We start from the raw sequence: 20,041 nt of genomic DNA on the forward strand, positions 1-20,041 counted from the left end.
GAGACCGGTGAGGTGTTAGAGGGAATCCTAGGGGCCGAAGCGGCGTGTCATCGAGCGTATGCCCGTTTGATCTGGAGAATGTCCAGCCTTTTGAGTGGCTAGCCGTCCAGGGACTTGCCACTCGAACGGGTGACGCCCATCGAGGCACCGGCCTTGGCGCTCACCGCCCCGGCGGACTTCGTCCCCGCCGACGGCGTCTCGAAGGACTCCAACGCCTCCAGTACGTCCTGGACACGGGAGATCTCGGCATTGATGTCCTCGCGCCTGCGCACGACCACCTCGAGCTCCCGCTTGCCCTCCGCGACGGTCTTCTCGGCCTCGGCCTCGGCCTCGGCCCGGATCCGCTCGGCCTCCGCCTTGATGCCCTCGGCCTCCGCGACGAGCGAGGCCTTCTTCTGCTCGGCCTCCTTGAGCAGCGCCTCCGCCTTCCGCACCGCGGCGATCCGGACCTTGCTCGCCTCCGAACTCGCCTCGGAGACCAGCTCCTTCGCCTTCTCGTCCGCCTCGGTCCGCTGCTCCGTGGCGGCCTTCACCAGCTTGTCGACGCGCTCGCCGGCCGTCTTCATCTGCTCGGCCGTCTCGCGCCGCGCCCGCTCGTGCAGCTCCTCGATCTCGCCCTCGACGCGGCCCCGCAGCTCCTCGGACCTGTCCCTTATGGCCGTCGCGTCGCTGCGCGCCCCGACGAGCAGTTCGTCGGCGTCCGTACGGGCCTTCTCCACCAGCGAGTTGCCCTCGACGGTCGCCTCGGCGACGATCCGCTCGGCCTCCTTGCGGGCCGCGCCGACCATGGTGTCCGCCTGCGTCTCGGCCTCGGTGGCGGCGCGCAGCGCCTCCTCCTGGGCCTTCGCGATGAGCTGGTCCGCCTGCTCGGCCGCGTCCGAACGCTTCCGCGCCCCGGCCTCACGGGCCTCGTCGAGCGTCCGGTCAGCCTCCTCGCGCGCCTCAGAGCGCATCTGCTCGGCCGCCGCCTCGGCGTCCGCCCTCAGCCGCTCCGACTCCGCGCGGATCCGCTCGGCGTCCTGCTGCGCGGCGCCGACCGTCGCCTCCGCCTCGGCGCGCGCGTCCGCGGTGACCGCGTCGGACAGCTCGCCGGCCTCGCGGGTGAGCCGCTCGGCCTCGCTCGTCGCCTCGGCGATGAGCGCGTCGGCCTGTTCGGCGGCGTCGGAGCGGCGCTTGTCGGCGGCCCTGCGGGCCTCGTCGAGGACCTGCTCGCCGTCGGCCAGCGCGGCGTTCCGCAGGGCCTGGGCGTGCGCCTCGCCGTCGATCTTGACCTGCTCGGCCTCGGTACGGAGCCGCAGGGCGTCCTGCTCCGTCGTCTCCATGAGCTCGACCGCCTCGGCGGTGAGCCGCTCGGCCTCGCTCGTCGCCTCGGCGATGAGCGCGTCAGCCTGTTCGGCGGCGTCGGAGCGGCGCTTGTCGGCGGCCCTGCGGGCCTCGTCGAGGACCTGCTCGCCGTCGGCCAGCGCGGCGTTCCGCAGCGCCTCCGCGTGCGCCTCCCCGTCGGCCTTGACCTGCTCGGCCTCGGTACGGAGCCGGTGGGCGTCCCGCTCGGTGCTCTCCAGGAGCTCGGCGGCCTCCGTCGTGAGCCGCTCGGCCTCCGCGGTCGCCTCCGAGGTGACCCGCTCGGCCTCCGCGTTCGCCTCCGCCGTGAGCCGCTCGGCCTCGCTCGTCGCCTCGCCCACCAGGGTGTCGGCCTGCTCGGCCGCGTCGGAGCGGCGCTTGTCGGCGGCCCTGCGGGCCTCGTCGAGGACCTGCTCGGCCTCGGCGCCGATCCGCTCCGCCTCCGTACGCGCCTCGCCGACCACCGTCTCGGCACGCTCGGCGGCCTCCGAACGGATCCGGTTCGCGTCGTCCCGGGCGTCCGCCCGGGTACGGGCCGCGTCCTGTTCGGCCGAGGCGAGCGAGTCCGTCACCTCGGTCCGTACCCGCTGCGCGTAGTCGGCGGTGTCGGCACGCAGCTTCTCCGCCTCGGAGATCGCGTCCGTGACCGTCCGCTCGGCCAGCGCCTTCGCGGCCTCCGACTCCTCCTGGGCGCGCGCCCGGGTGCGGGAGGCGTCCTCGGACGCCCGCTCCCGCTCCTCGTACGCGTCGCCGCGGACCCGGTCCGCCTCCTCCTGCGCCTCGGAACGCGTCCGCTCGGCCGCGTGCTCGGCGGCGCTGCGCAGTCCGGCGATCTCCTCGTCGGCCTGCTCGCGCAGCCCGGCCACCGAGTCCCGCACCTCCTGGGCGGTCTGCTCGGCGGCGGTGACCATCTCGGTCGCCCGCGCGTCCGCCTCCTCGACCAGGCGCTGCGCCTCGGCCTGCGCCTCCTCGACCCGCTTGCGGGCGGCGGCGAGCAGCTCCTCGGACTGCTCGCGGGCGTGCTCGCGCTCCCGGCCGGCCTCGGAACGGGCCGACTCCAGCGTCTCCTCGGCCTCCCGGCGGCGCCGGACGGCCTCCTCCTGCGCGGCGGCCAGCGCCTCGGCGGCCTCGGCGGCCACCCGCTCGGCGGCGGCCGCGGCCTCCGCCCGCACCCGGTCGGCGGTCTCCTGCGCCTCCGACCTCAGGCGCTCGGCCTCCTCGGCGGCCTCCGTGCGGAGCCGTACCGACGCGGTCTCGGCCTCGGTGCGCGTGGTGTACGCGTCCGACGAGGCCTCGGCCCGCAGCCGCTCGGCCTCCTGCTCGGCCTGCTCCTGGAGCGTACGGATGCGCTCGGCGGCCTCGGTCCGCAGCCGCTCCGTCTCCTCGGCCGCCTCGCGCCGCATCAACTCGCTCTCGGCCCGGGCGTCGGTGAGCTCCTCGCCCGCGGCCGCCACCTTGGCCTCGGCCTCGGTGTGCAGCCGGGTCAGCTCCTCGGCGGCCTCGGCGCGGCGGGCCTCCGCGGCCCGCTCGGCGTCCGCGCGCAGCCCGGCCGCGGCCGCCTCGGCGGCCTCCTTGACCGAATCCGCCTGCTCCTCGGCCTCGGCGCGCAGCCGCTCGGCCTCGGCGCGGGTCCGCTCCAGGGTCTCCTCGGCCTGGGCGCGGAGCGTCTGGGCGCGCTCCACGGCCTCCGACTTGACCCGCTCGCCCTCGGCGCCGGCCTTGGTGCGCAGCTCGTCGGCGTCCGTACGGGCCTTGGTCAGCAGCTCCTCGGCGGTCCTGGCCGCCTCCTCGATCTGCTGGAGGGCCTCGCGCCGGGCCTCGCCGCGGATCCGCTCGCCCTCCGCGATGGCCTCGGCGCGCAGCTGCTCGGCCTCGCCGCGCAGCCGGCGGGCCTCCTCCTGGAGCTCGACCGTCTTGGCGCGGTACTCCTTGGTGTCGTCCTTCGCCGAGCCGAGCAGTTCGTCGGCCTGCTCCTCGGCCCGGGTCCGCAGCCGGTCCATCTCGGCCTCGGCCTCGCGGCGGATCCGCTCGGCCTCCTCGGAGGCCTTGCGGGTGGTCTCCCGGGCGTCGTCGGACGCCTTGGTGAGGATCTCCTCGGCGTTGCGCGCGGCCTTGGCGAGCGCGGCGGCGGAATCCTCCGCCACCGCCGTACGGGCCTTCTCGGAGGCCTCCGTGACCAGCTTCTCGGCCTCGGCGGTCGCCTCGCGGAGCTTCTCCTCGGCCTCCGCCTTGAGGGCCTCGGCGTCCTTGGTGGCCTCGCCGACGAGCCGGGCGATCTCCGTCTTGGCCGTACGCGTGCGCTGTTCGTTGACGGACTCGGCGGAGGCGAGCTGCTTGGCGGCGGCGTCCTTGGCCTCCGAGAGGGCCTTCTCGGCCTCGGCGCGGGCCTGGCGGAGCTTCTCCTCGGCCTCCTGCATGCGCTGCTCTGCGGCGCGGGAGAGCTCGGTGGCCTGGCGGCGGGCCTGGTCCGTCTCGGCGGTGGTCGTCGAGCGGAGCTGCTCGGCGTGGCTCGTGGCCTCCTGCGCCTGGCTGGAGGCGGCGCCCAGGAGCCGCTCGGCGTCCTTGCGGGCGCGCAGCAGGATCGCCTCGGCCTCGGCGCGGGCGGCCTCCGCCTCGCTGCCGACGCGGCGGCTGGTCTCCTCGGCGAGCCGGGTGGCCTCGGCGCGGGCGGTGGCGAGCGACTGCTCGGCCTCCGCGCGGGACTCCTCCATCAGGCGGCGGGCCTGCGACTCCGTACGGGCGCGCAGCTGCTCGGCCCAGGCGACGTTCTCGTTGACGTGCGCCTCGACGGTCTGCCGGCGCTCGTTGAGCTCCTGGTCGAGCTGCTGGCGGCGCTGGACCGCCTCGTTGTGCAGCTCCGCCTGGAGCCGGGCCTGGTGCTCGGCGTGCTCCTGGAGGATGCGCTGCGTCTGGGCGCGCGCCTCGCGCAGCTCCCGCTCGGCGTCCTGGCGGAGCTGCTCCGCCTGCGCCTGCGCGTTGCGCAGCAGCTGCTCGGCCTGGTATCCGATGTCCGCGCTGTCGTAAGCGGGCCGGGACGCGATGGTGCGGCGCGCCTCGTGGAGCTTGGCGCGCAAGACCTCGACCTGGTAACCGAGGTCCTCGGCGTGCTGGACGGCCTTCTCCCGCTCGGTCTTCAGCCGGTCCATCTCGGCTTCGAACCGGGCGAGATGGTCGTCTTCAGCTCGGTGGCTCTCCTGGCGTTCGTAGCCCCGCACTGCGCGGTCCCATCCGTCCCCTGGTCGCAACACTCCAACGAGCACCGGCCTCACGGACGAGGACGGACCCCCGGGGAATCGTGACAGATCGGACGACCCCGACATCCCGACTTCGGTGCCACGCGGGGCAGCCCCGACCGGCCCCGGCCCGGAGCCGCCCACTCTACCGGGCCAGGAATCCGGAGGTCAGTGCTCCGCTGAGGAGTGGTCAGCGGACGGCTTCGCCGAGGTGACCAGTTCCGTGAGCACGCCGTGGCAGTCCTTGGGGTGGAGGAAGGTGATCCGGGAGCCCATCGAGCCGATCCGCGGCTCGTCGTAGAGGACGCGGACACCCTTCCCGCGGATCGCCTCGGCATCACCGTCGACGTCCGCCGTACCGAAGGCGATGTGGTGCACGCCCTCGCCGTTCTTGGCGAGCCACTTGCCCACCGCCGAGTCCTCCCGGGTCGGCTCCAGGAGCTGGAGGTAGGAGGCCCCGCCGTCCGAGGTCTCGTTGATCTTGAGCATGGCCTCGCGGACACCCTGCTCGTCGTTGACCTCGGTGTGGAACACCTCGAATCCGTACGTCGCACGGTAGAACTCGACAGTCTTGTCGAGGTCGAAACAGGCGATCCCGATGTGGTCGATTCGCGTCAGCATGCCCCTAGTGCAGCGCCAGAAAGGCGGTTACGCAACGTGCGCGCGATCACACCGGCTGCCCGGTGACCGTGAGCCGCGCCCCTCAGTACATTGGCGGTAAACCCTCGTTCACTCCTCATCCCTAGGGGCCGTGCCTCATGTCTGGAACGACCGGTACCACCTCAGTGATCGTCGCGGGCGCCCGCACGCCCATGGGTCGCCTGCTCGGCTCGCTCAAGTCCTTCTCGGGCGCGGACCTCGGCGGCTTCGCGATCAAGGCCGCCCTCGACCGTGCGGGCATCGGCGGCGACCAGGTGCAGTACGTGATCATGGGCCAGGTGCTCCAGGCGGGTGCCGGGCAGATCCCCGCCCGCCAGGCCGCCGTCAAGGCCGGCATCCCGATGAACGTCCCCGCCCTCACCATCAACAAGGTGTGTCTGTCGGGTCTCGACGCCATCGCCCTCGCCGACCAGCTGATCCGCGCCGGCGAGTTCGACGTGGTCGTCGCCGGCGGCCAGGAGTCGATGACCAACGCCCCGCACCTGCTGCCGAAGTCCCGCGAGGGCTACAAGTACGGCGCGATCGAGATGCTCGACGCGATGGCGTACGACGGCCTCACCGACGCCTTCGAGAACATCGCCATGGGCGAGTCCACGGAGAAGCACAACAGCCGCCTGGGCCTCCAGCGCCCCGAGCAGGACGAGATCGCCGCCCTCTCGCACCAGCGCGCCGCCGCCGCCCAGAAGAACGGCATCTTCGAGGCCGAGATCACCCCGGTCGAGATCCCGCAGCGCAAGGGCGACCCGGTGATCTTCGCCAAGGACGAGGGCATCCGCGCCGAGACCACGGCCGAGTCCCTCGGCAAGCTCCGTCCGGCCTTCGCCAAGGACGGCACCATCACCGCCGGCACCTCCTCGCAGATCTCCGACGGCGCCGCCGCCGTCGTCGTGATGAGCAAGGCCAAGGCGGAGGAGCTGGGCCTGGAGTGGATCGCCGAGATCGGCGCCCACGGCAACGTGGCCGGCCCGGACAACTCGCTCCAGTCGCAGCCGTCCAACGCGATCCGGCACGCCCTGAAGAAGGAGGGCCTGACCGTCGACGACCTCGACCTCATCGAGATCAACGAGGCCTTCGCCGCGGTCGCCGTCCAGTCAATGAAGGACCTCGGCGTTACCCCCGAGAAGGTGAACGTCAACGGTGGCGCCATCGCGCTCGGCCACCCCATCGGCATGTCCGGCGCCCGCGTGGTCCTGCACCTCGCCCTGGAGCTCAAGCGGCGCGGCGGCGGCATCGGCGCGGCGGCCCTCTGCGGCGGTGGCGGCCAGGGCGACGCGCTGATCGTCCGCGTCTCCGGCAAGTAAGTCACCTCACCCGGGCCGGATCAAGGTCGGGCCGGGCCAGGACAGGACAGGCAAGGAGCTTCGTACATGGTGGACGTCCCCGCACTCGTCGCCCAGGCGCGCGAGGGCAGGCCGCGGGCCGTGGCCCGGCTGATCTCGCTCGTGGAGGGGGCGTCCCCGCAGCTGCGCGAGGTGATGGCGGCGCTCGCGCCGCTGACCGGCAACGCCTACGTGGTGGGCCTGACGGGCTCGCCCGGCGTCGGCAAGTCCACGTCGACCTCCGCGCTCGTCTCCGCGTACCGGCGGGCGGGCAAGCGGGTCGGCGTCCTGGCCGTCGACCCGTCCTCCCCGTTCAGCGGGGGCGCGCTGCTCGGCGACCGGGTCCGGATGTCCGAGCACGCCTCCGACCCGGGCGTCTACATCCGCTCCATGGCCACCCGCGGCCATCTGGGCGGTCTCGCCTGGTCCGCCCCGCAGGCCATCCGCGTCCTGGACGCGGCCGGCTGCGAGGTGATCCTGGTGGAGACGGTCGGCGTCGGTCAGTCCGAGGTGGAGATCGCCTCCCAGGCCGACACCTCGGTCGTCCTCCTCGCGCCCGGCATGGGCGACGGGATCCAGGCCGCCAAGGCGGGCATCCTGGAGATCGGCGACGTGTACGTGGTGAACAAGGCCGACCGGGACGGCGCGGACGCCACCGCCCGCGAGCTCAACCACATGCTGGGCCTCGGCGAGGCGCGGTCCGCGGGTGACTGGCGGCCGCCGATCGTCAAGACGGTCGCGGCGCGCGGCGAGGGCATCGACGAGGTCGTGGAGGCCCTGGAGAAGCACCGCGCCTGGATGGAGGAGCACGGGGTGCTGGCGGAGCGCCGCCGGTCCCGTGCCGCGCGCGAGGTGGAGACCATCGCGGTCACGGCCCTGCGCGAGCGGATCGGGGACCTGCACGGCGACCGGCGCCTGGACGCGCTCGCCGAGCGCATCGTCGCGGGCGAGCTCGACCCGTACGCGGCCTCCGACGAGCTGGTCGCGAGCCTGACGGGCAACTGAGCGGTACGTACGCGAGAGGGCCTCCCCGGCGATCCGGGGAGGCCCTCTCACGTGTGTATGTACCGCCCGACGGCCGCTACGGCTTGCCGCGGCGCCCGCGCAGCTGCTCCGCGATCGGCTTCAGCGACTCGTGGAGGTCACCGAGGGCCTCCGGGCTGAGCTGGTCGATGAAGTGCTTCCGCACGGCCTCGACGTGGTGCGGGGCGACCTTCCGCATGGTCTCCATGCCGTCGTCGGTCAGGACCGCGTAGAGTCCGCGCCGGTCGGACTCGCAGTTCTCGCGGCGGACGAGTCCCGCGTTCTCCATCCGGGTGATCTGGTGGGAGAGCCGGCTCTTCGACTGGAGGGTGGCCGTGGCCAGGTCGCTCATGCGCAGCCGCCGATCGGCCGACTCCGAGAGGTTCACCAGGATCTCGTAGTCGTTCATCGTCAGGCCGAAGGGCTGGAGGTCCCTCTCCAGCTGGTGCATCAGCATCCTGTTGACGTCCAGGAACGTGCGCCAGGCGCACTGCTCGCCGTCGGTGAGCCACGCGGTGGCCGTCTCGGTCTCCATATATGGATTCTACCTAAGAAGTTGAATTCTTGACTAAGCCTGGGAGTGTGACGCCGGGCACCGGGCGCCGCGCGTCGGGCACCGGGGGTCGGGCGCCCCGGTCCTCGACACGAGCGCAGACGTTCGAGGGCGTCACACTCCGCAGACTACCGCTCACCCGCTGGGGAGATTGTGCCCCTGCCCTGGGTGGGCCGGAATCCGCCTACCGGCAGGTAGGTATGGACGAGGCCGAATCGCGTATGCCGTGTCGTCACCTGTTCGGGTGGCTCCACGGAATCGCGGAAGCGGGCGATATCGCCGCTCCACCTTGGCGTCATGGGGGAGCTGAGCGGAGGCGTAGAGACCGGGCATGCCCGGTACACCTACCGTCTGCGGGTGTCATCGGCCGCGCTTGCCGCGCTGCTCGATGAGTGGAACCGGTGCCGATGGGTGTGGAACGAGTGCGTTGCCTCCTCGCGTGCCGCACACAAGGCGAAGGAGGCGTGCGGTCCCGCGCGCCTGGACCGGATGCTGACCGGCTGGCGCGGAGAAGCACGAATGGCTGCGCGCGGGTGGCTCGGTGCCGCAGCAGCAGATCATTCGGGACTTCGCCAAGGCACGCGCGAAGGCCTTGAGCGACATCAAGGCCCGGCGGCCGATGCCGCAGCGGGCGGGGATGCCCCGGTTCAAGAAGAGGGACTTCGCCGACCCGACAATGCTCGTCCGGGCAGGTCTGGCCCCGGCTGGTGCTGATCGCAGAAGACCCGAGGTCCCGCCGGGGCATCAGGCAGCGTGAGCCAGGAACTTCCTGCCCTGGGGCAGGGGGCAGTCAAAGGCCGAAGCGACGCTGGAGGTCTCCGAGCTGGCCGGGAAGGCGCGGTACGGAGCCGGGCACGCTCTGGCCGGAACCGTGCGCTCCGTGCCCGCCCGGCACGCCCGCCTGCGCCGGAGGCCCACCGATCGCCCGCTCCGGCATGAGCAGCTCCGTCGACTGGAGCAGCACCGTGCCCGCGCCCACGAACTCGAACTGGTGCTCCTCGCCCGAGGTGCCGCCGAGGCCCGTCAGCGCCCGCACGCCGCCCATCACGCCCGTCATGTAGCCGTGGTCGTAGTGGTGGCACGGGGAGGGGCAGTCCGCCCAGCCGACCAGCGCCTGCGGGTCCACCCGCATCGGCGGCTCCATGAAGACCACCGGACCGTTCGACGCGGCCACGAACTTGCCCGTGCCGATCAGCGTCACGAAGCCCGGCACGATCGACTGCTTCAGCGCGAGAGTGGGCTGGTAGGCGAGGAGGTTGCCCGAACGGATCGTCAGGTTGCCCTCGTCCAGGTCGAACGAGTTCACGTCGAAGGCCCGGTCCGCGAGCAGCATCTTGCCGCTGCCCTCCGCGACCACCCAGTCGCTCGCGTGCAGCGGCGAGTGGAAGGACGTCCGGACCAGCCGGTCGAGCCGCCCGTGCCCGATGCCGTTGAACTCGATCCGCCCGTAGTAGGCGATCATCTTGCCCTTCTGCAGGAACCACTGGGAGCCCTTGAGCTCCACGCAGAAGGTGTACGGGTTCACGTTGTCGTCCGACGGAAGCGTCGTCGGGTCGTGGATCACCGGGGTGCTCACAGCTTCTCCTCCGAGGCCTGGACGTACACCGCGCCGCTGCCGCTCAGCTCCAGCTGGAAGGCCTCGCCCGAGCCGCGCCCCACCATGTCGCGCCAGCCCAGCGCGGTGGAGAGCTTGTTCCGTACGTCGCCGTGGTGGGCCACGTACGCCTGCGGGTCCACGTGGACCGGGCGACCCGGGGCGATCGGCAGCTCGACGACCCCGCCGTGCGCCATGACGGCCACCGAGCCGTGGCCCCTCAGGGTGGTGGTGAAGAGGCCCTGGCCGCTCACCTGGCCCCGGACCATGCCCATGACCCCGCCCTGCGAGCCCATGAACATCGTGCCCTGCTCCAGGGTGCCGTCGAAGGCGAGGAGCCGGTCGGCCTCGACGTACAGGGTGTCGCCCGTCAGCGCGATCACCTGGATGTGGTGGCCGCCGTGCCCGAACATCACCGTGCCGTTGCCCTCGACGGTCATCAGCGGCGTCGCCTCGCCGGCCACCCGGCGGCCGATCATCGACATCAGGCCGCCCTGGCCGCCCGCCGTGTTCGGCGTGAAAGTGACGTCTCCGCGGTACGCGAGCATCGCGCCGCGCTGACTGAACATCCGCTGCCCGGGGATGACGGTCGCCTCGACCATCTTCGAGTTGATCTCGCGGAACGGCATCAGACGTCGCCCCCGATCGTGTTCCGCTCGCTCGGCTGGACGTACACGAGGCCGTCCCCCTCGAAGCGGATCTGGAAGGCCTCGCCGCCGCCCTCGCCCATGAGGGTGCGGAAGGTCACACCGGACTGGAAGTGCTGCTGGAGGTTGCCCTGGTGGGCGATGTACGCGCCGGGGTCGACCTGGAGCGGGTACTGCGGGGTCACCCGCAGCACGACCGCAGGGCCGTCGGACGTGATCGCCGCCTGGCCGGTGCCCTCGACGGTGGTCGTGAAGAGGCCGTTGCCGGTGGCGCCGCCACGCAGGCCAGTGAAGGTGGTGCCGGTGCGCAGCCCCGCGTCGGTGCAGAGCAGATTGCTCGCCTCGACCCAGAGCTTGTCGCCGTGCAGGGACACGAGGTTGATCTCGGAGGCCCGGTCGGCGAACCAGCAGGTTCCCTGGCCGCGTACCTCCATCACCTCCATCTGCTCACCGGTGAGCCGGCGGGTCACCATGCCGCGCAGACCCTCACCGCCACCGCTCATCTTCTTGAACGCCATCTGGCCGTCGTAGGCGACCATCGAGCCGTTCTTCGCCTTGACGGCGTCGCCGGTCACGGAGACGGCGAGCACCTTGCTGCCTTGGAGTCGGAACGTTGCCACCCGCTGAAGGTACTGGGGACCCGGATAAAGAGACAGCAAAGTCGGCGTGCACAATGGACGGGCCCTTGTGCATCCGTTCACAAGATCGAACGAAGGTGACCCCCTCCGTGGACATCAAGACCGCTTCCTCCCTCCACCGGCTCCGGCTCGTCTCCGCGCCGGAGGCCGTCTCGTTCCTGCTCCTGCTCGTCTGCTCGGTACTCAAGCGGACGACGGACTTCAACGCGGTGCCGGTCATGGGTGCGATCCACGGCGTGCTGTTCATCCTCTACGTCCTCTTCTGGCTGGACGCCTGGAACCGCACCAAGTGGAGCTTCGGGACCGCCGCGCTCTACTTCGTCCTCTCGGTGCTGCCCTTCGGCGGCTTCTACGCCGAGCGGAAGCTGAAGCGCGAGGCCGCCGACGCGGTCATCGCCTCGCGCGCCCGCGCCGAGGGCGTGCAGGCGTGATCGTCGCGTTCTCGGTGACCCCGCTGGGTGTGGGGGAGGAGGTCGGCGAGTACGTCGCCGACGCCGTCCGGGTCGTCCGGGAGTCCGGGCTGCCGAACCGTACCGACGCCCGCTTCTAGAAGATGCAGCCACCTCGATCGAGGGTGAGTGGGACGAGGTGATGGACGTCGTGAAGCGTGCCGTCGCCGCCGTGGAGGCCCGGGCGCCGCGCGTCTCCGTGGTCATGAAGGCCGACATCCGTCCGGGCGTGACGGACGGGCTCACCGGCAAGGTCGCCACCGTCGAGCGGTACCTGGAGGGCTGACCGCCCCCGACTCGCGAAACCCCGGTCCTGTCCCAGGGCCGGGGTTTCTTGTCGTCAGTCGGTTGAGCGAGTGCTCAAAATCGGCTACCTTCACTCGCGGGGCGGTTTTGAGCAGTCGCTCAAGATGCCGTATGAGCTGGGAGAACATCGATGGGTCTCTACATCGAGACGCGGGTGCGCGCGGACCTGGAGACGCTCTGGGAGCGCACTCAGGAGCCCGACCGCCACCAGCGGTGGGACCTGCGGTTCACGGAGATCGCCTACCTCCCGCGCGCCGAGGGCGAACCTCAGCACTTCCGGTACGCGACCCGCGTCCTGCCCTTCCTGGTCGTCGCCGGCACCGGTGTCTCCGCGGGGGAGCGCCACCGGGCCGGCGGTGACCGGGTCTCCGCCCTCCGTTTCGCCTCGCCCCACCCGCTGTCGCTCCTCGCCGAGGGCAGTGGCTACTGGCGCTACATCCCCACGCCCGAAGGCGTCCGTTTCCTCACCGGCTACGACTACCGGCCGCGCTGGGGCCGCCTCGGCCGCGCCAGCGACCGGCTGCTCTTCCGGCCCCTGATGGGCTGGGCCACGGCCTGGTCCTTCGACCGGCTGCGGCTCTGGTGCGAGCGGGGCATCACCCCGGAACGCTCCCGCGACCGCTGGCTCCTCGAAACCGCCGCCCGGATCCTGCTCGTGGCGCTGCCGTTCACCGCCGCCGCCCTGCCGCTCGGCGCGCTGTCGCTCGCCGCCGTCCCGCTCACCGTCCTCGGGCTCGCCGCCGCCCTCCTCGTACCGCCCTCGTCCCGCACTCCCGCGGCCCGCCGCTGTCTGCGCACCGCGCCCGCCCGCAGCCGGGAGCCGCGGCTCCTCGCCACCCTGGAGCAGCCGTGACGACCCCGAAGGTGACCTCGATCTTCCGCACCGCCATGGGGGACGCCGCCTTCGAGCGGCTGCACCCGGAGCTCCAGCGGCGCTTCTCGGTGGGGCTCGCGAGCGGGGAGATGTGCGTCGGGCGGGGCGTCATGGACCGGATCTGGCACGGCCGGGCCTTCGTGAAGCCGTTCCTCGCGGTCGGCGGGGTGCGGAACATCCTGCTGCCCCGCACCGGCCGGGACGTCCCCTTCACCGTCGAGAACGTGCCGTACGCCGACTCGTACGGGCGGGAGACCGTCACCTTCGTCCGGACCTTCGCGCTGCCCGGCGGGCCCCGGCGCTTCGACGCGACGATGGTCCACAGCCCCCAGCGCGGCTGTGTCCTCGACTACCTCGGCACCCATCAGCACCTCGCCAGCGATCTGCACCTGTCCGCCGAACCCGACGGCTCGCTCCTCATCACCTCCGGCGAACACCGCTTCCGCGAGGGCCCGTTGGACGTGCGCGTCCCGGAACTGGTCGGCGGCCGGGCCGAGGTCCGCGAGTCCTTCGACGAGCGCACCGGCCGCTTCCGCATCAGCGTCCGGGTGGTCAACCGGTACTTCGGGCCTCTCTTCGGGTACGAGGGGTCCTTCGCCGCCGAGTACGCCGACGTACGCTCCCACGGGGTGCGCGCGGGGCTGCGCCCGGTGCGCGAGGAGGTACGGGCGTGAGCGGGGACGCCGTGAGCGGGGACGTCGTGGGCAGGGACGCGAAGAGCCGTAAGGCCGCGGCGCAGGACGCCCGGAGTCGGGAGACCCGGGACAAGCTCCTCGAAGGCGCCCTGCGCACCCTCGTCGAACAGGGCATCGCCAAGGCCTCCGCGCGGGCCATCGCGACCACCGCCGGAGTCAACCAGGCCCTGGTCTTCTATCACTTCGGCTCCGTCGACGAGCTGCTCGCCGCCGCCTGCCGGCGCGGCGCGGAACTGCGGGTCGCCCGCCACCGCGAACGGCTCCGCTCCGTCGGCAGCCTCTCCGAGCTGCTGGCCTTCGGGCGGGAGATGCACGCCGAGGAGCGGGACGCCGGTCATGTCGCCGTCCTCGGCCAGCTGCTCGCCGGGGCCCAGACCCACCCCCGGCTCGCCCCGGCCACCGCGGCCGGACTCGACCTCTGGATCGCCGAGATCGAACAGGTCCTCGTCCGGGTCCTCGCCGGAACCCCGCTCGCCGAGTTCACCGACCCCGCGGGGCTCGCCCGCGCGGTCGCCGCCTCCTTCATCGGCCTCGAACTGTACGAGGGCGTCGACCCGGCCGGCGCGGAGGCCGCGCTCGCCGCCCTGGAGCAGCTCGGCGTCCTGATGGCCGCGGTCGAGGAGCTGAACCCGGTCGCCCGGAAGGCCGTCACGTACACGCTGCGTCGGCAGGGCGGTCGTACCCGGTAAAGACGCCCACTCGGACTACTCCAGTCGACACACCGAACATTTGCCCCTTTTGTTGGGGTATCGACCTGTTCGACGACAGCTGGAGGCACCGTGCGGCCGGGAGCCTACGACTACGACACCTACAGCCGACTCGCCGGTCCTCTCACGGAGCCGGACCCGGTGGCCTACACGGTGCAGTACAGCAGTCTGCTCTCGAAGGAGCCGCACCGAATACGAGCCGTCCTGCTCATGTGCCTCGCGCCGGTCCTCTCGGCGCTGCTGCTCGCCTACCTCGTCTGGCCGAGCCACTGGACCGTCCGCGAGGGAGCCGAACCCTGGCTCGTACGCCTCGACACCGTGATGCTCGTGTCGATCGGCCTCATCTGCTTCTTCATGCTGGTGAACGTCACGTCCATCGCCCACGCCACGATGGTCGCCCGCGACCCGATACCCGTCAGAGAGGAGCCGGGCACCCGCGTCGCCTTCCTCACCACGTACGTCCCGGGCAAGGAACCGCTCTCCATGGTCCGCGGCACCCTCGAAGGCGCCGTCCGGCTGCGCCACGACGGGCCCCTGGACATCTGGCTCCTCGACGAGGGCGACTCCGCCGAGGCGAAGGCGCTCTGCGCCGAGCTGGGCGTGCGCCACTTCAGCCGCGCCGGCATCCCCGAGTGGAACCGCAGGAAGGGCGTCCACAGGGCGAAGACCAAGCACGGCAACTACAACGCCTGGCTCGCCATGCACGGCGACGCCTACGACTTCTTCGCCTCCGTCGACACCGACCACGTCCCGCTCCCCAACTTCCTGGAGCGGATGCTCGGCTACTTCCGCGACCCCGACATCGCCTTCGTCGTCGGACCGCAGGTGTACGGCAACTACTCCAACATCGTCACCAAGGCCGCCGAGTCGCAGCAGTTCCTCTTCCACGCCCTCATCCAGCGGGCCGGTAACCGCTACCACGCGCCCATGTTCGTCGGCACCAACAACGTCGTCCGGATCTCCGCCCTCAAGCAGATCGGCGGCCTGTACGACTCCGTCACCGAGGACATGGCCACCGGCTTCGAACTGCACCGCAGGAAGAACCCGTGCACCGGCCGCTACTGGCGCTCCGTCTACACCCCCGACGTGCTCGCGGTCGGCGAGGGACCCAACTCCTGGACGGACTTCTTCACCCAGCAGCTGCGCTGGTCCCGGGGCACGTACGAGACGCTCGTCAAGCAGTTCTGGAAGGCGCCCTTCCGCACCCCGCCGGGCCGCTTCCTCAACTACACGCTGATGCTCGTCTACTACCCGATGACGGCCGTCAACTGGTTCGTCGGCATCCTCAGCTGCGTCCTCTACCTGTGGTTCGGCGCCTCCGGCACCCAGGTCTCCACCTCGATCTGGCTGATGATCTACAGCGACGCCGTCGCCCTCCAGATCGGGCTCTACCTCTGGAACCGGCGGCACAACGTCTCGCCCCACGAACCCGAGGGCTCCGGCGGCCTCGCCGGCATGGCGATGTCCGCGCTCTCCGCCCCCATCTACCTCAAGTCGCTCGGCTCGGCGGCCCTCCGCACCCGCGGCCGCTTCGTCGTCACCCCCAAGGGCGGCGAGGCGAGCCCCGACCGGGTCGCCACCTTCCGCATCCACCTCTACTGGGCGGCGGTCCTCATCGCCTCGCTCGTGGCCTCCGTCCACTTCGACAACACCCACGCGGCCATGCGCACCTGGGCCGCCCTCGCCCTGGTCATCGCCCTGGCCCCGGTCGCCCTCTGGGCCTGGACGACGGTACGGGCACGGCGCGTGCGGCGGGTCCGGGACCGCGCCAGGGTCCGCGCCCGCGCCCGCGGCCTCGCCGACGCCCGCGAAGGCGTCACGGTCCTCCCGACGACCGTCCCGCCCGCGGCGACCAGCCCCGCCCCCACGACGACCGGAGGGAACTGAGACATGGCCCACCGGCCGTCGAAGAAGTTCAAGAAGACCCTGGTCGGCACCGGTGCGGTCGTGGTCCTCGCCGCGCTCAACGCCCCCGCCGCCGTCTCCTTCGCCGAGGAGAAGTACCACGCCTACAAGATCGCCCAGCCCGGCTACAAGCGGGAGTTCGGCTCCTGGGCGGAGGTCGACGTCCCCGACGAGTACCGCATCAACGCCATCCACGCGGCCCTCCTGCACACCGGCAAGGTGCTGCTGATCGCCGGCTCGGGCAACGACCAGAAGAACTTCGACGCCGGGACCTTCGAGACCATCCTCTGGGACCCGGCGAACAACACGTTCAAGAAGATCCCCACCCCGGTGGACTTCTTCTGCTCCGGCCACACGCAGCTCCCCGACGGACGGCTGCTCGTCGCCGGCGGCACCGCCCGCTACGAGGTCCTCGGAGACGGGGTGGAGAAGGCCGGCGGCGGCATGCGGGTCAAGAACGAGAGCCCCGACAAGGCGGTCACCCTCAAGAAGGGCACCGTCTTCCGCTCCCCGTCCGGGGTCGAGTACGTCTCCAAGTTCGACGTGACCGTCCCCAAGGCCAAGCGCGAGTTCGAGATCTCGTACTCCAAGAGCGGCCAGATGAAGCCCTGGGAGACGAAGGTCACCGCCGCCGAGGCGCGGGTCTTCGTCGAGGCCAGGAAGGCGGGCCCGCAGGGCCTCACCACCGAGGCCGCGCAGTACGAGGTCGTCGGCCTCAAGGGCGAGGCCGCCGACAACGTCTACGGGCTCGCGCAGAAGCTCACCACCGAGAAGCAGGACTTCCAGGGCATCAGGGGCGCCTACGAGTTCGACCCCCGGGCCGAGAAGTACATTCCGGTGGCGCCCATGAAGGACGCCCGCTGGTACCCCACCCTCGTCACCCTCGACGACGGCAAGGTCCTCGCCGTCTCCGGGCTCAACGACGTCGGCGACGTCGTCCCCGGCGACAACGAGATCTACGACCCCGCGACCAAGAAGTGGTCCAAGGGACCCTTCCGCTACTTCCCCACCTACCCCTCGCTCTTCCTCACCAAGGGCGGCAAGCTCCTCTACACCGGCTCCAACGCCGGCTACGGCCCCGCCGAGAAGGGCCGCGAACCCGGCCTGTGGGACCTGGAGAAGAACTCCTTCACCAAGCTCGGCGGCCTCACCGACCCCGACCAGCTGGAGACCTCCGCCTCCCTGATGCTGCCGCCCGTCCAGGACCAGAAGGTCATGGTCCTCGGCGGCGGCGGGGTCGGCGAGTCCCCGAAGTCCACCGCCCGCACCTCCATCGTCGACCTCTCCCAGGACAGCCCCGTCTTCACCGACGGACCGGCGCTCCCGCAGGGCACCCGCTACCTCAGCAGCGTCCTGCTGCCCGACGACACCGTCTTCACCAGCGGCGGATCGGAGCAGTACCGGGGCCGCAGCGGCAGCGACATCCTCAAGGCGCAGTTCTACGACCCGGGCACCAACGCCTTCACCGAGGCCGCCGAGCCCACCGTCGGCCGCAACTACCACTCCGAGGCGCTGCTGCTCCCCGACGGCCGGGTCGCCACCTTCGGCTCCGACCCGCTCTTCGACGACAAGGACAACACCAAGCTCGGCACCTTCGAGCAGCGCATCGAGGTCTTCACCCCGCCCTACCTCCACAAGGCGGGCACGGACCGGCCCGTCCTGGGGGAGGGCTCGCGGGAGCTCGACCAGAACGGCCGCGCCACCTTCAAGACCAAGGACGCCGGACGGATCGTCAAGGCCCGGCTGATGCGGCCCAGCGCCGTCACCCACACGACCGACGTGGAACAGCGCTCGGTGGAGGTCGGCCTGACGCGGGGACAGGACAGGATGACCGTCACCGTCGACGTACCGCAGGACCGCACGCTCGTCCCGCCCGGCTGGTACATGCTCTTCGTGACGGACGCGGACGGCATCCCCTCCGAGGCGAAGTGGATCCAGGTGGGGTGAGCCGCCCCTTCCGGGGCCGGTGCCCCGGCCGATGCCTCAGGCCTTGGCGCCGCCGCTTCGGCCGCTGTCTCAGGCCCTGGCGCGCCGGGCCAGCCCCAGGGCGTACTCCGGCCACCAGGTCCCGGCGGACGGGCCGCCCCGGCACTGACCGTCCGAATCGCCGGGGCGCTTGATCCACAGATAGGCGTCGACCAGCTCGTCCCCGGTCCGGTCCGTCGGCGGTACGCCGAGGGACCGGCCCGGCGGATTGCACCAGGCCTCCTCCCGGTCACCCGGAAGGGGACCGGCGCCGTTGCGGCTGGTGTCCACCGTGAAGTGGGTGCCGCCCAGCAGCCCCGAGAGCGTCGAGCCGAAGCCCTTCACCGCTTCGTTCGTCTGGAAGTTGGAGACGTTGAGCGAGAAGCCGTCCGCGCGGGCGATCCCCGCCCGGCGCAGCGGCTCCACCAGCTTGCCCGGGTCGTCGATCCACGCCGGATTGCCCGCGTCCAGGTAGACCCGGGTGCGGGGCTGCCGCTTCAGCCGCTCGATCGCCTCGGCGAGCAGCCCGTAGCGCTCGTCGTGGTACTGCGCAGGGGTGCAGCCGTCCACGATGTGCGGCACCGCGTCCGGCTCGAGGACGACGATCGCGGACGTGTCCCCGATAGCGGAGGCGAAGGAGTCGACCCAGCTCCGGTAGGCCTGCGCGTCGTGCGAGCCGCCCGCCGAGTACATCCCGCAGTCGCGGTGCGGGATGTTGTACGCGACGAAGACCGCGGTCCGGCCCTCGGCCACCGCGCCCCGGACCGCGCGCGTGACATCCGGTACGGGGTCGTCCCCGGCCGGCCACTCCGCGACCGGCCGCTCCGCGATCCGCTTCAGGACCTCGGCGTCCTCGGCCCTGCCCTGCGCCTGGTACTCCCTGACCTGCTTCGCCGCGTCGCTCTCCGGGTCGACCCAGAAGGGGGAGCCGGCGGAGGGCGGGCCGACCGGTGTCTTCGGGGACTCGTCCGTGGAGCATCCGGTCAGGAGCAGCGCGGAGACGAGGGCCAGGGCGGCGGCGGTGGCGGTGCGGCGGGACATCCGGCCCCCAGGGTGGCGATGGAAAATCGGGGCCATCGTGACATGACGGTCAGTCGGTTCCGGGCTGCGACACCGCGATCCCCAACGGCGTCCGCTCGTACAGCACCTGGTGGCCGTACCGCCGGGAGGTCAGCAGCCCCGCGTCCCGCAGCACCGTCAGATGGGCGGAGACGGAGGAGGGTGCGAGGCCGAGGCGGTGCGCGAGCGCCGTCGTTCCCGCCGGCTCGTCGAGGGCGCACAGGACGTCCGCCCGGGCCCGGCCCAGCAGCCGGGCGAGCGCCTCGGGGGTACGGTCCCGGGGCTCGGCCCACAGCCCGCCGATCCCGCGCGCCGGGTAGGCCACGGTCGGCTGCCACGGCGGATCGAAGCCGCTCACCACATCGGGCCACGTGAACACCGACGGCATGAGGACGAGCCCCTGCCCGTCCAGCGGGCGGTCGTGCTCCCCGGGATAGGCGACCCGGAGCGTGGCGGTCTCGGCGGCCCAGTCGAAGGCCGGGTGCAGCTCGCGCAGGAGCCGTTCGAGGCCGCCCTCCGCGAGCCGGCGCGAGTGGTACGCGACGTCCGCCTCCAGGAGCGCCCGCAGCCGGGGCCACTCGGGCGCGATCAGCGCCTCCCAGGCCGCCTCCAGGAGGTCGGCGAGCCGGCCCACCGCACCGGCCGGATCGTCGAGCAGCCGGCGCCCCTCGTCCGTACCGGCCGCCCCCGGCGTCTCGGCGAGTGCCCGCTCGATGTCGACCAGGACGAGGGCCGGGTCGGTCTCCCGTACGGCGGTGATCTCCTCCTCGAAGGTGGCGGCCGGCCCGAGCGGCGGCGGGTAGAGGGAGTCCGGGCTGTGCCCGCGGAGCGGCATGAGGAGGTGCAGCGGCCCCAGGTCGAGCCCGCGCGCGGCGCCCGCGATCCGCCGTAGCCACGGCAGGTGGTAGCCCTGCTTTCCGGGTCGCGCGAGGACCCGCACGGCGGAGTGCGTCTCCCAGAGCGGCGAGATCGCGAACCGGATCCGCAGCGGGTCGGCCTCGCCGAAACGCAGGTGGTACGGCACGGGGCCCTCTCTCGGGACTCGGGGAGGCGCGGGCTCGGGCTTGGGGGCT

The 20,041-nt window shown here is 72.0% G+C and carries 16 protein-coding genes and 2 pseudogenes; 10 read left to right on the plus strand and 8 right to left on the minus strand.

The window, feature by feature from the left end:
- Window positions 1-98 precede the first annotated feature (98 nt).
- Window positions 99-4,556, minus strand: a complete 4,458-nt coding sequence (gene scy, locus OG361_RS27350) for a polarized growth protein Scy (protein WP_405857664.1) — start codon at window positions 4,554-4,556, stop codon at window positions 99-101.
- A 186-nt stretch (window positions 4,557-4,742) separates the two neighbouring features.
- Window positions 4,743-5,195, minus strand: a complete 453-nt coding sequence (gene mce / locus OG361_RS27355; RefSeq protein WP_384568200.1) for a methylmalonyl-CoA epimerase — start codon at window positions 5,193-5,195, stop codon at window positions 4,743-4,745.
- A gap of 137 nt (window positions 5,196-5,332) precedes the next feature.
- Between mce and OG361_RS27360 the strand changes: the two genes are divergently transcribed.
- Window positions 5,333-6,535, plus strand: a complete 1,203-nt coding sequence (locus tag OG361_RS27360; protein ID WP_405857666.1) for an acetyl-CoA C-acetyltransferase — start codon at window positions 5,333-5,335, stop codon at window positions 6,533-6,535.
- Window positions 6,536-6,601: 66 nt separating this feature from the next.
- Window positions 6,602-7,558 (plus strand): methylmalonyl Co-A mutase-associated GTPase MeaB, encoded by a 957-nt coding sequence (gene meaB, locus OG361_RS27365; RefSeq protein ID WP_384568206.1) that lies wholly within the window; start codon window positions 6,602-6,604, stop codon window positions 7,556-7,558.
- A gap of 76 nt (window positions 7,559-7,634) precedes the next feature.
- Here the strand turns inward: meaB and OG361_RS27370 are convergent, their stop codons facing one another.
- Window positions 7,635-8,111, minus strand: coding sequence for a MarR family winged helix-turn-helix transcriptional regulator (locus tag OG361_RS27370; RefSeq protein ID WP_405857668.1), 477 nt, complete (start codon window positions 8,109-8,111; stop codon window positions 7,635-7,637).
- Between the two features lie 315 nt (window positions 8,112-8,426).
- On the opposite strand from OG361_RS27370, the pseudogene OG361_RS27375 reads away from it, so the two are divergent.
- Window positions 8,427-8,808, plus strand: a pseudogene (locus tag OG361_RS27375) (RNA-guided endonuclease TnpB family protein); the annotation flags it as partial.
- A 111-nt stretch (window positions 8,809-8,919) separates the two neighbouring features.
- Here OG361_RS27375 and OG361_RS27380 read toward each other — a convergent pair.
- The 3 genes from OG361_RS27380 to OG361_RS27390 are packed head-to-tail and all read right to left on the minus strand — an operon-like array spanning window position 8,920 to window position 10,990.
- Complete coding sequence (locus tag OG361_RS27380) at window positions 8,920-9,705, minus strand: AIM24 family protein (RefSeq protein ID WP_384568212.1); 786 nt, start codon at window positions 9,703-9,705, stop codon at window positions 8,920-8,922.
- Window positions 9,702-10,352, minus strand: coding sequence for an AIM24 family protein (locus OG361_RS27385; RefSeq protein ID WP_405857670.1), 651 nt, complete (start codon window positions 10,350-10,352; stop codon window positions 9,702-9,704). The genes OG361_RS27380 and OG361_RS27385 overlap by 4 nt, the downstream gene beginning before the upstream one ends.
- Window positions 10,352-10,990 (minus strand): AIM24 family protein, encoded by a 639-nt coding sequence (locus OG361_RS27390; RefSeq protein WP_405857672.1) that lies wholly within the window; start codon window positions 10,988-10,990, stop codon window positions 10,352-10,354. The genes OG361_RS27385 and OG361_RS27390 overlap by 1 nt, the downstream gene beginning before the upstream one ends.
- A 107-nt stretch (window positions 10,991-11,097) precedes the next feature.
- On the opposite strand from OG361_RS27390, the gene OG361_RS27395 reads away from it, so the two are divergent.
- The 7 genes and pseudogenes from OG361_RS27395 (at window position 11,098) to OG361_RS27425 (ending at window position 17,891) form a co-directional block, all read left to right on the plus strand.
- Complete coding sequence (locus tag OG361_RS27395; RefSeq protein WP_384568220.1) at window positions 11,098-11,439, plus strand: DUF3817 domain-containing protein; 342 nt, start codon at window positions 11,098-11,100, stop codon at window positions 11,437-11,439.
- Window positions 11,436-11,743, plus strand: a pseudogene (locus OG361_RS27400) (MTH1187 family thiamine-binding protein). Before OG361_RS27395 ends, OG361_RS27400 begins: the two are co-directional and overlap by 4 nt.
- 150 nt (window positions 11,744-11,893) lie before the next feature.
- Window positions 11,894-12,616, plus strand: coding sequence for a hypothetical protein (locus OG361_RS27405; protein ID WP_405857674.1), 723 nt, complete (start codon window positions 11,894-11,896; stop codon window positions 12,614-12,616).
- Window positions 12,617-12,627: 11 nt separating this feature from the next.
- On the plus strand, window positions 12,628-13,311 hold the full coding sequence (locus OG361_RS27410; RefSeq protein ID WP_405862458.1) for a DUF4166 domain-containing protein: 684 nt from the start codon (window positions 12,628-12,630) through the stop codon (window positions 13,309-13,311).
- A gap of 26 nt (window positions 13,312-13,337) precedes the next feature.
- Complete coding sequence (locus OG361_RS27415) at window positions 13,338-14,021, plus strand: TetR/AcrR family transcriptional regulator (protein ID WP_405862460.1); 684 nt, start codon at window positions 13,338-13,340, stop codon at window positions 14,019-14,021.
- A gap of 90 nt (window positions 14,022-14,111) precedes the next feature.
- Complete coding sequence (locus tag OG361_RS27420; protein ID WP_405857676.1) at window positions 14,112-15,926, plus strand: glycosyltransferase family 2 protein; 1,815 nt, start codon at window positions 14,112-14,114, stop codon at window positions 15,924-15,926.
- Window positions 15,927-15,929: 3 nt separating this feature from the next.
- Window positions 15,930-17,891, plus strand: coding sequence for a galactose oxidase-like domain-containing protein (locus tag OG361_RS27425; protein ID WP_405857678.1), 1,962 nt, complete (start codon window positions 15,930-15,932; stop codon window positions 17,889-17,891).
- A 69-nt stretch (window positions 17,892-17,960) separates the two neighbouring features.
- On the opposite strand, the gene OG361_RS27430 is transcribed toward OG361_RS27425, so the two are convergent.
- Window positions 17,961-18,950, minus strand: coding sequence for a glycoside hydrolase family 6 protein (locus tag OG361_RS27430; RefSeq protein ID WP_405857680.1), 990 nt, complete (start codon window positions 18,948-18,950; stop codon window positions 17,961-17,963).
- A 49-nt stretch (window positions 18,951-18,999) separates the two neighbouring features.
- Window positions 19,000-19,992 (minus strand): DUF5937 family protein, encoded by a 993-nt coding sequence (locus OG361_RS27435; protein WP_384568238.1) that lies wholly within the window; start codon window positions 19,990-19,992, stop codon window positions 19,000-19,002.
- Window positions 19,993-20,041: the final 49 nt, after the last annotated feature.

The organism is Streptomyces sp. NBC_00090 (genome assembly GCF_045160815.1).
Lineage (GTDB): Bacteria > Actinomycetota > Actinomycetes > Streptomycetales > Streptomycetaceae > Streptomyces.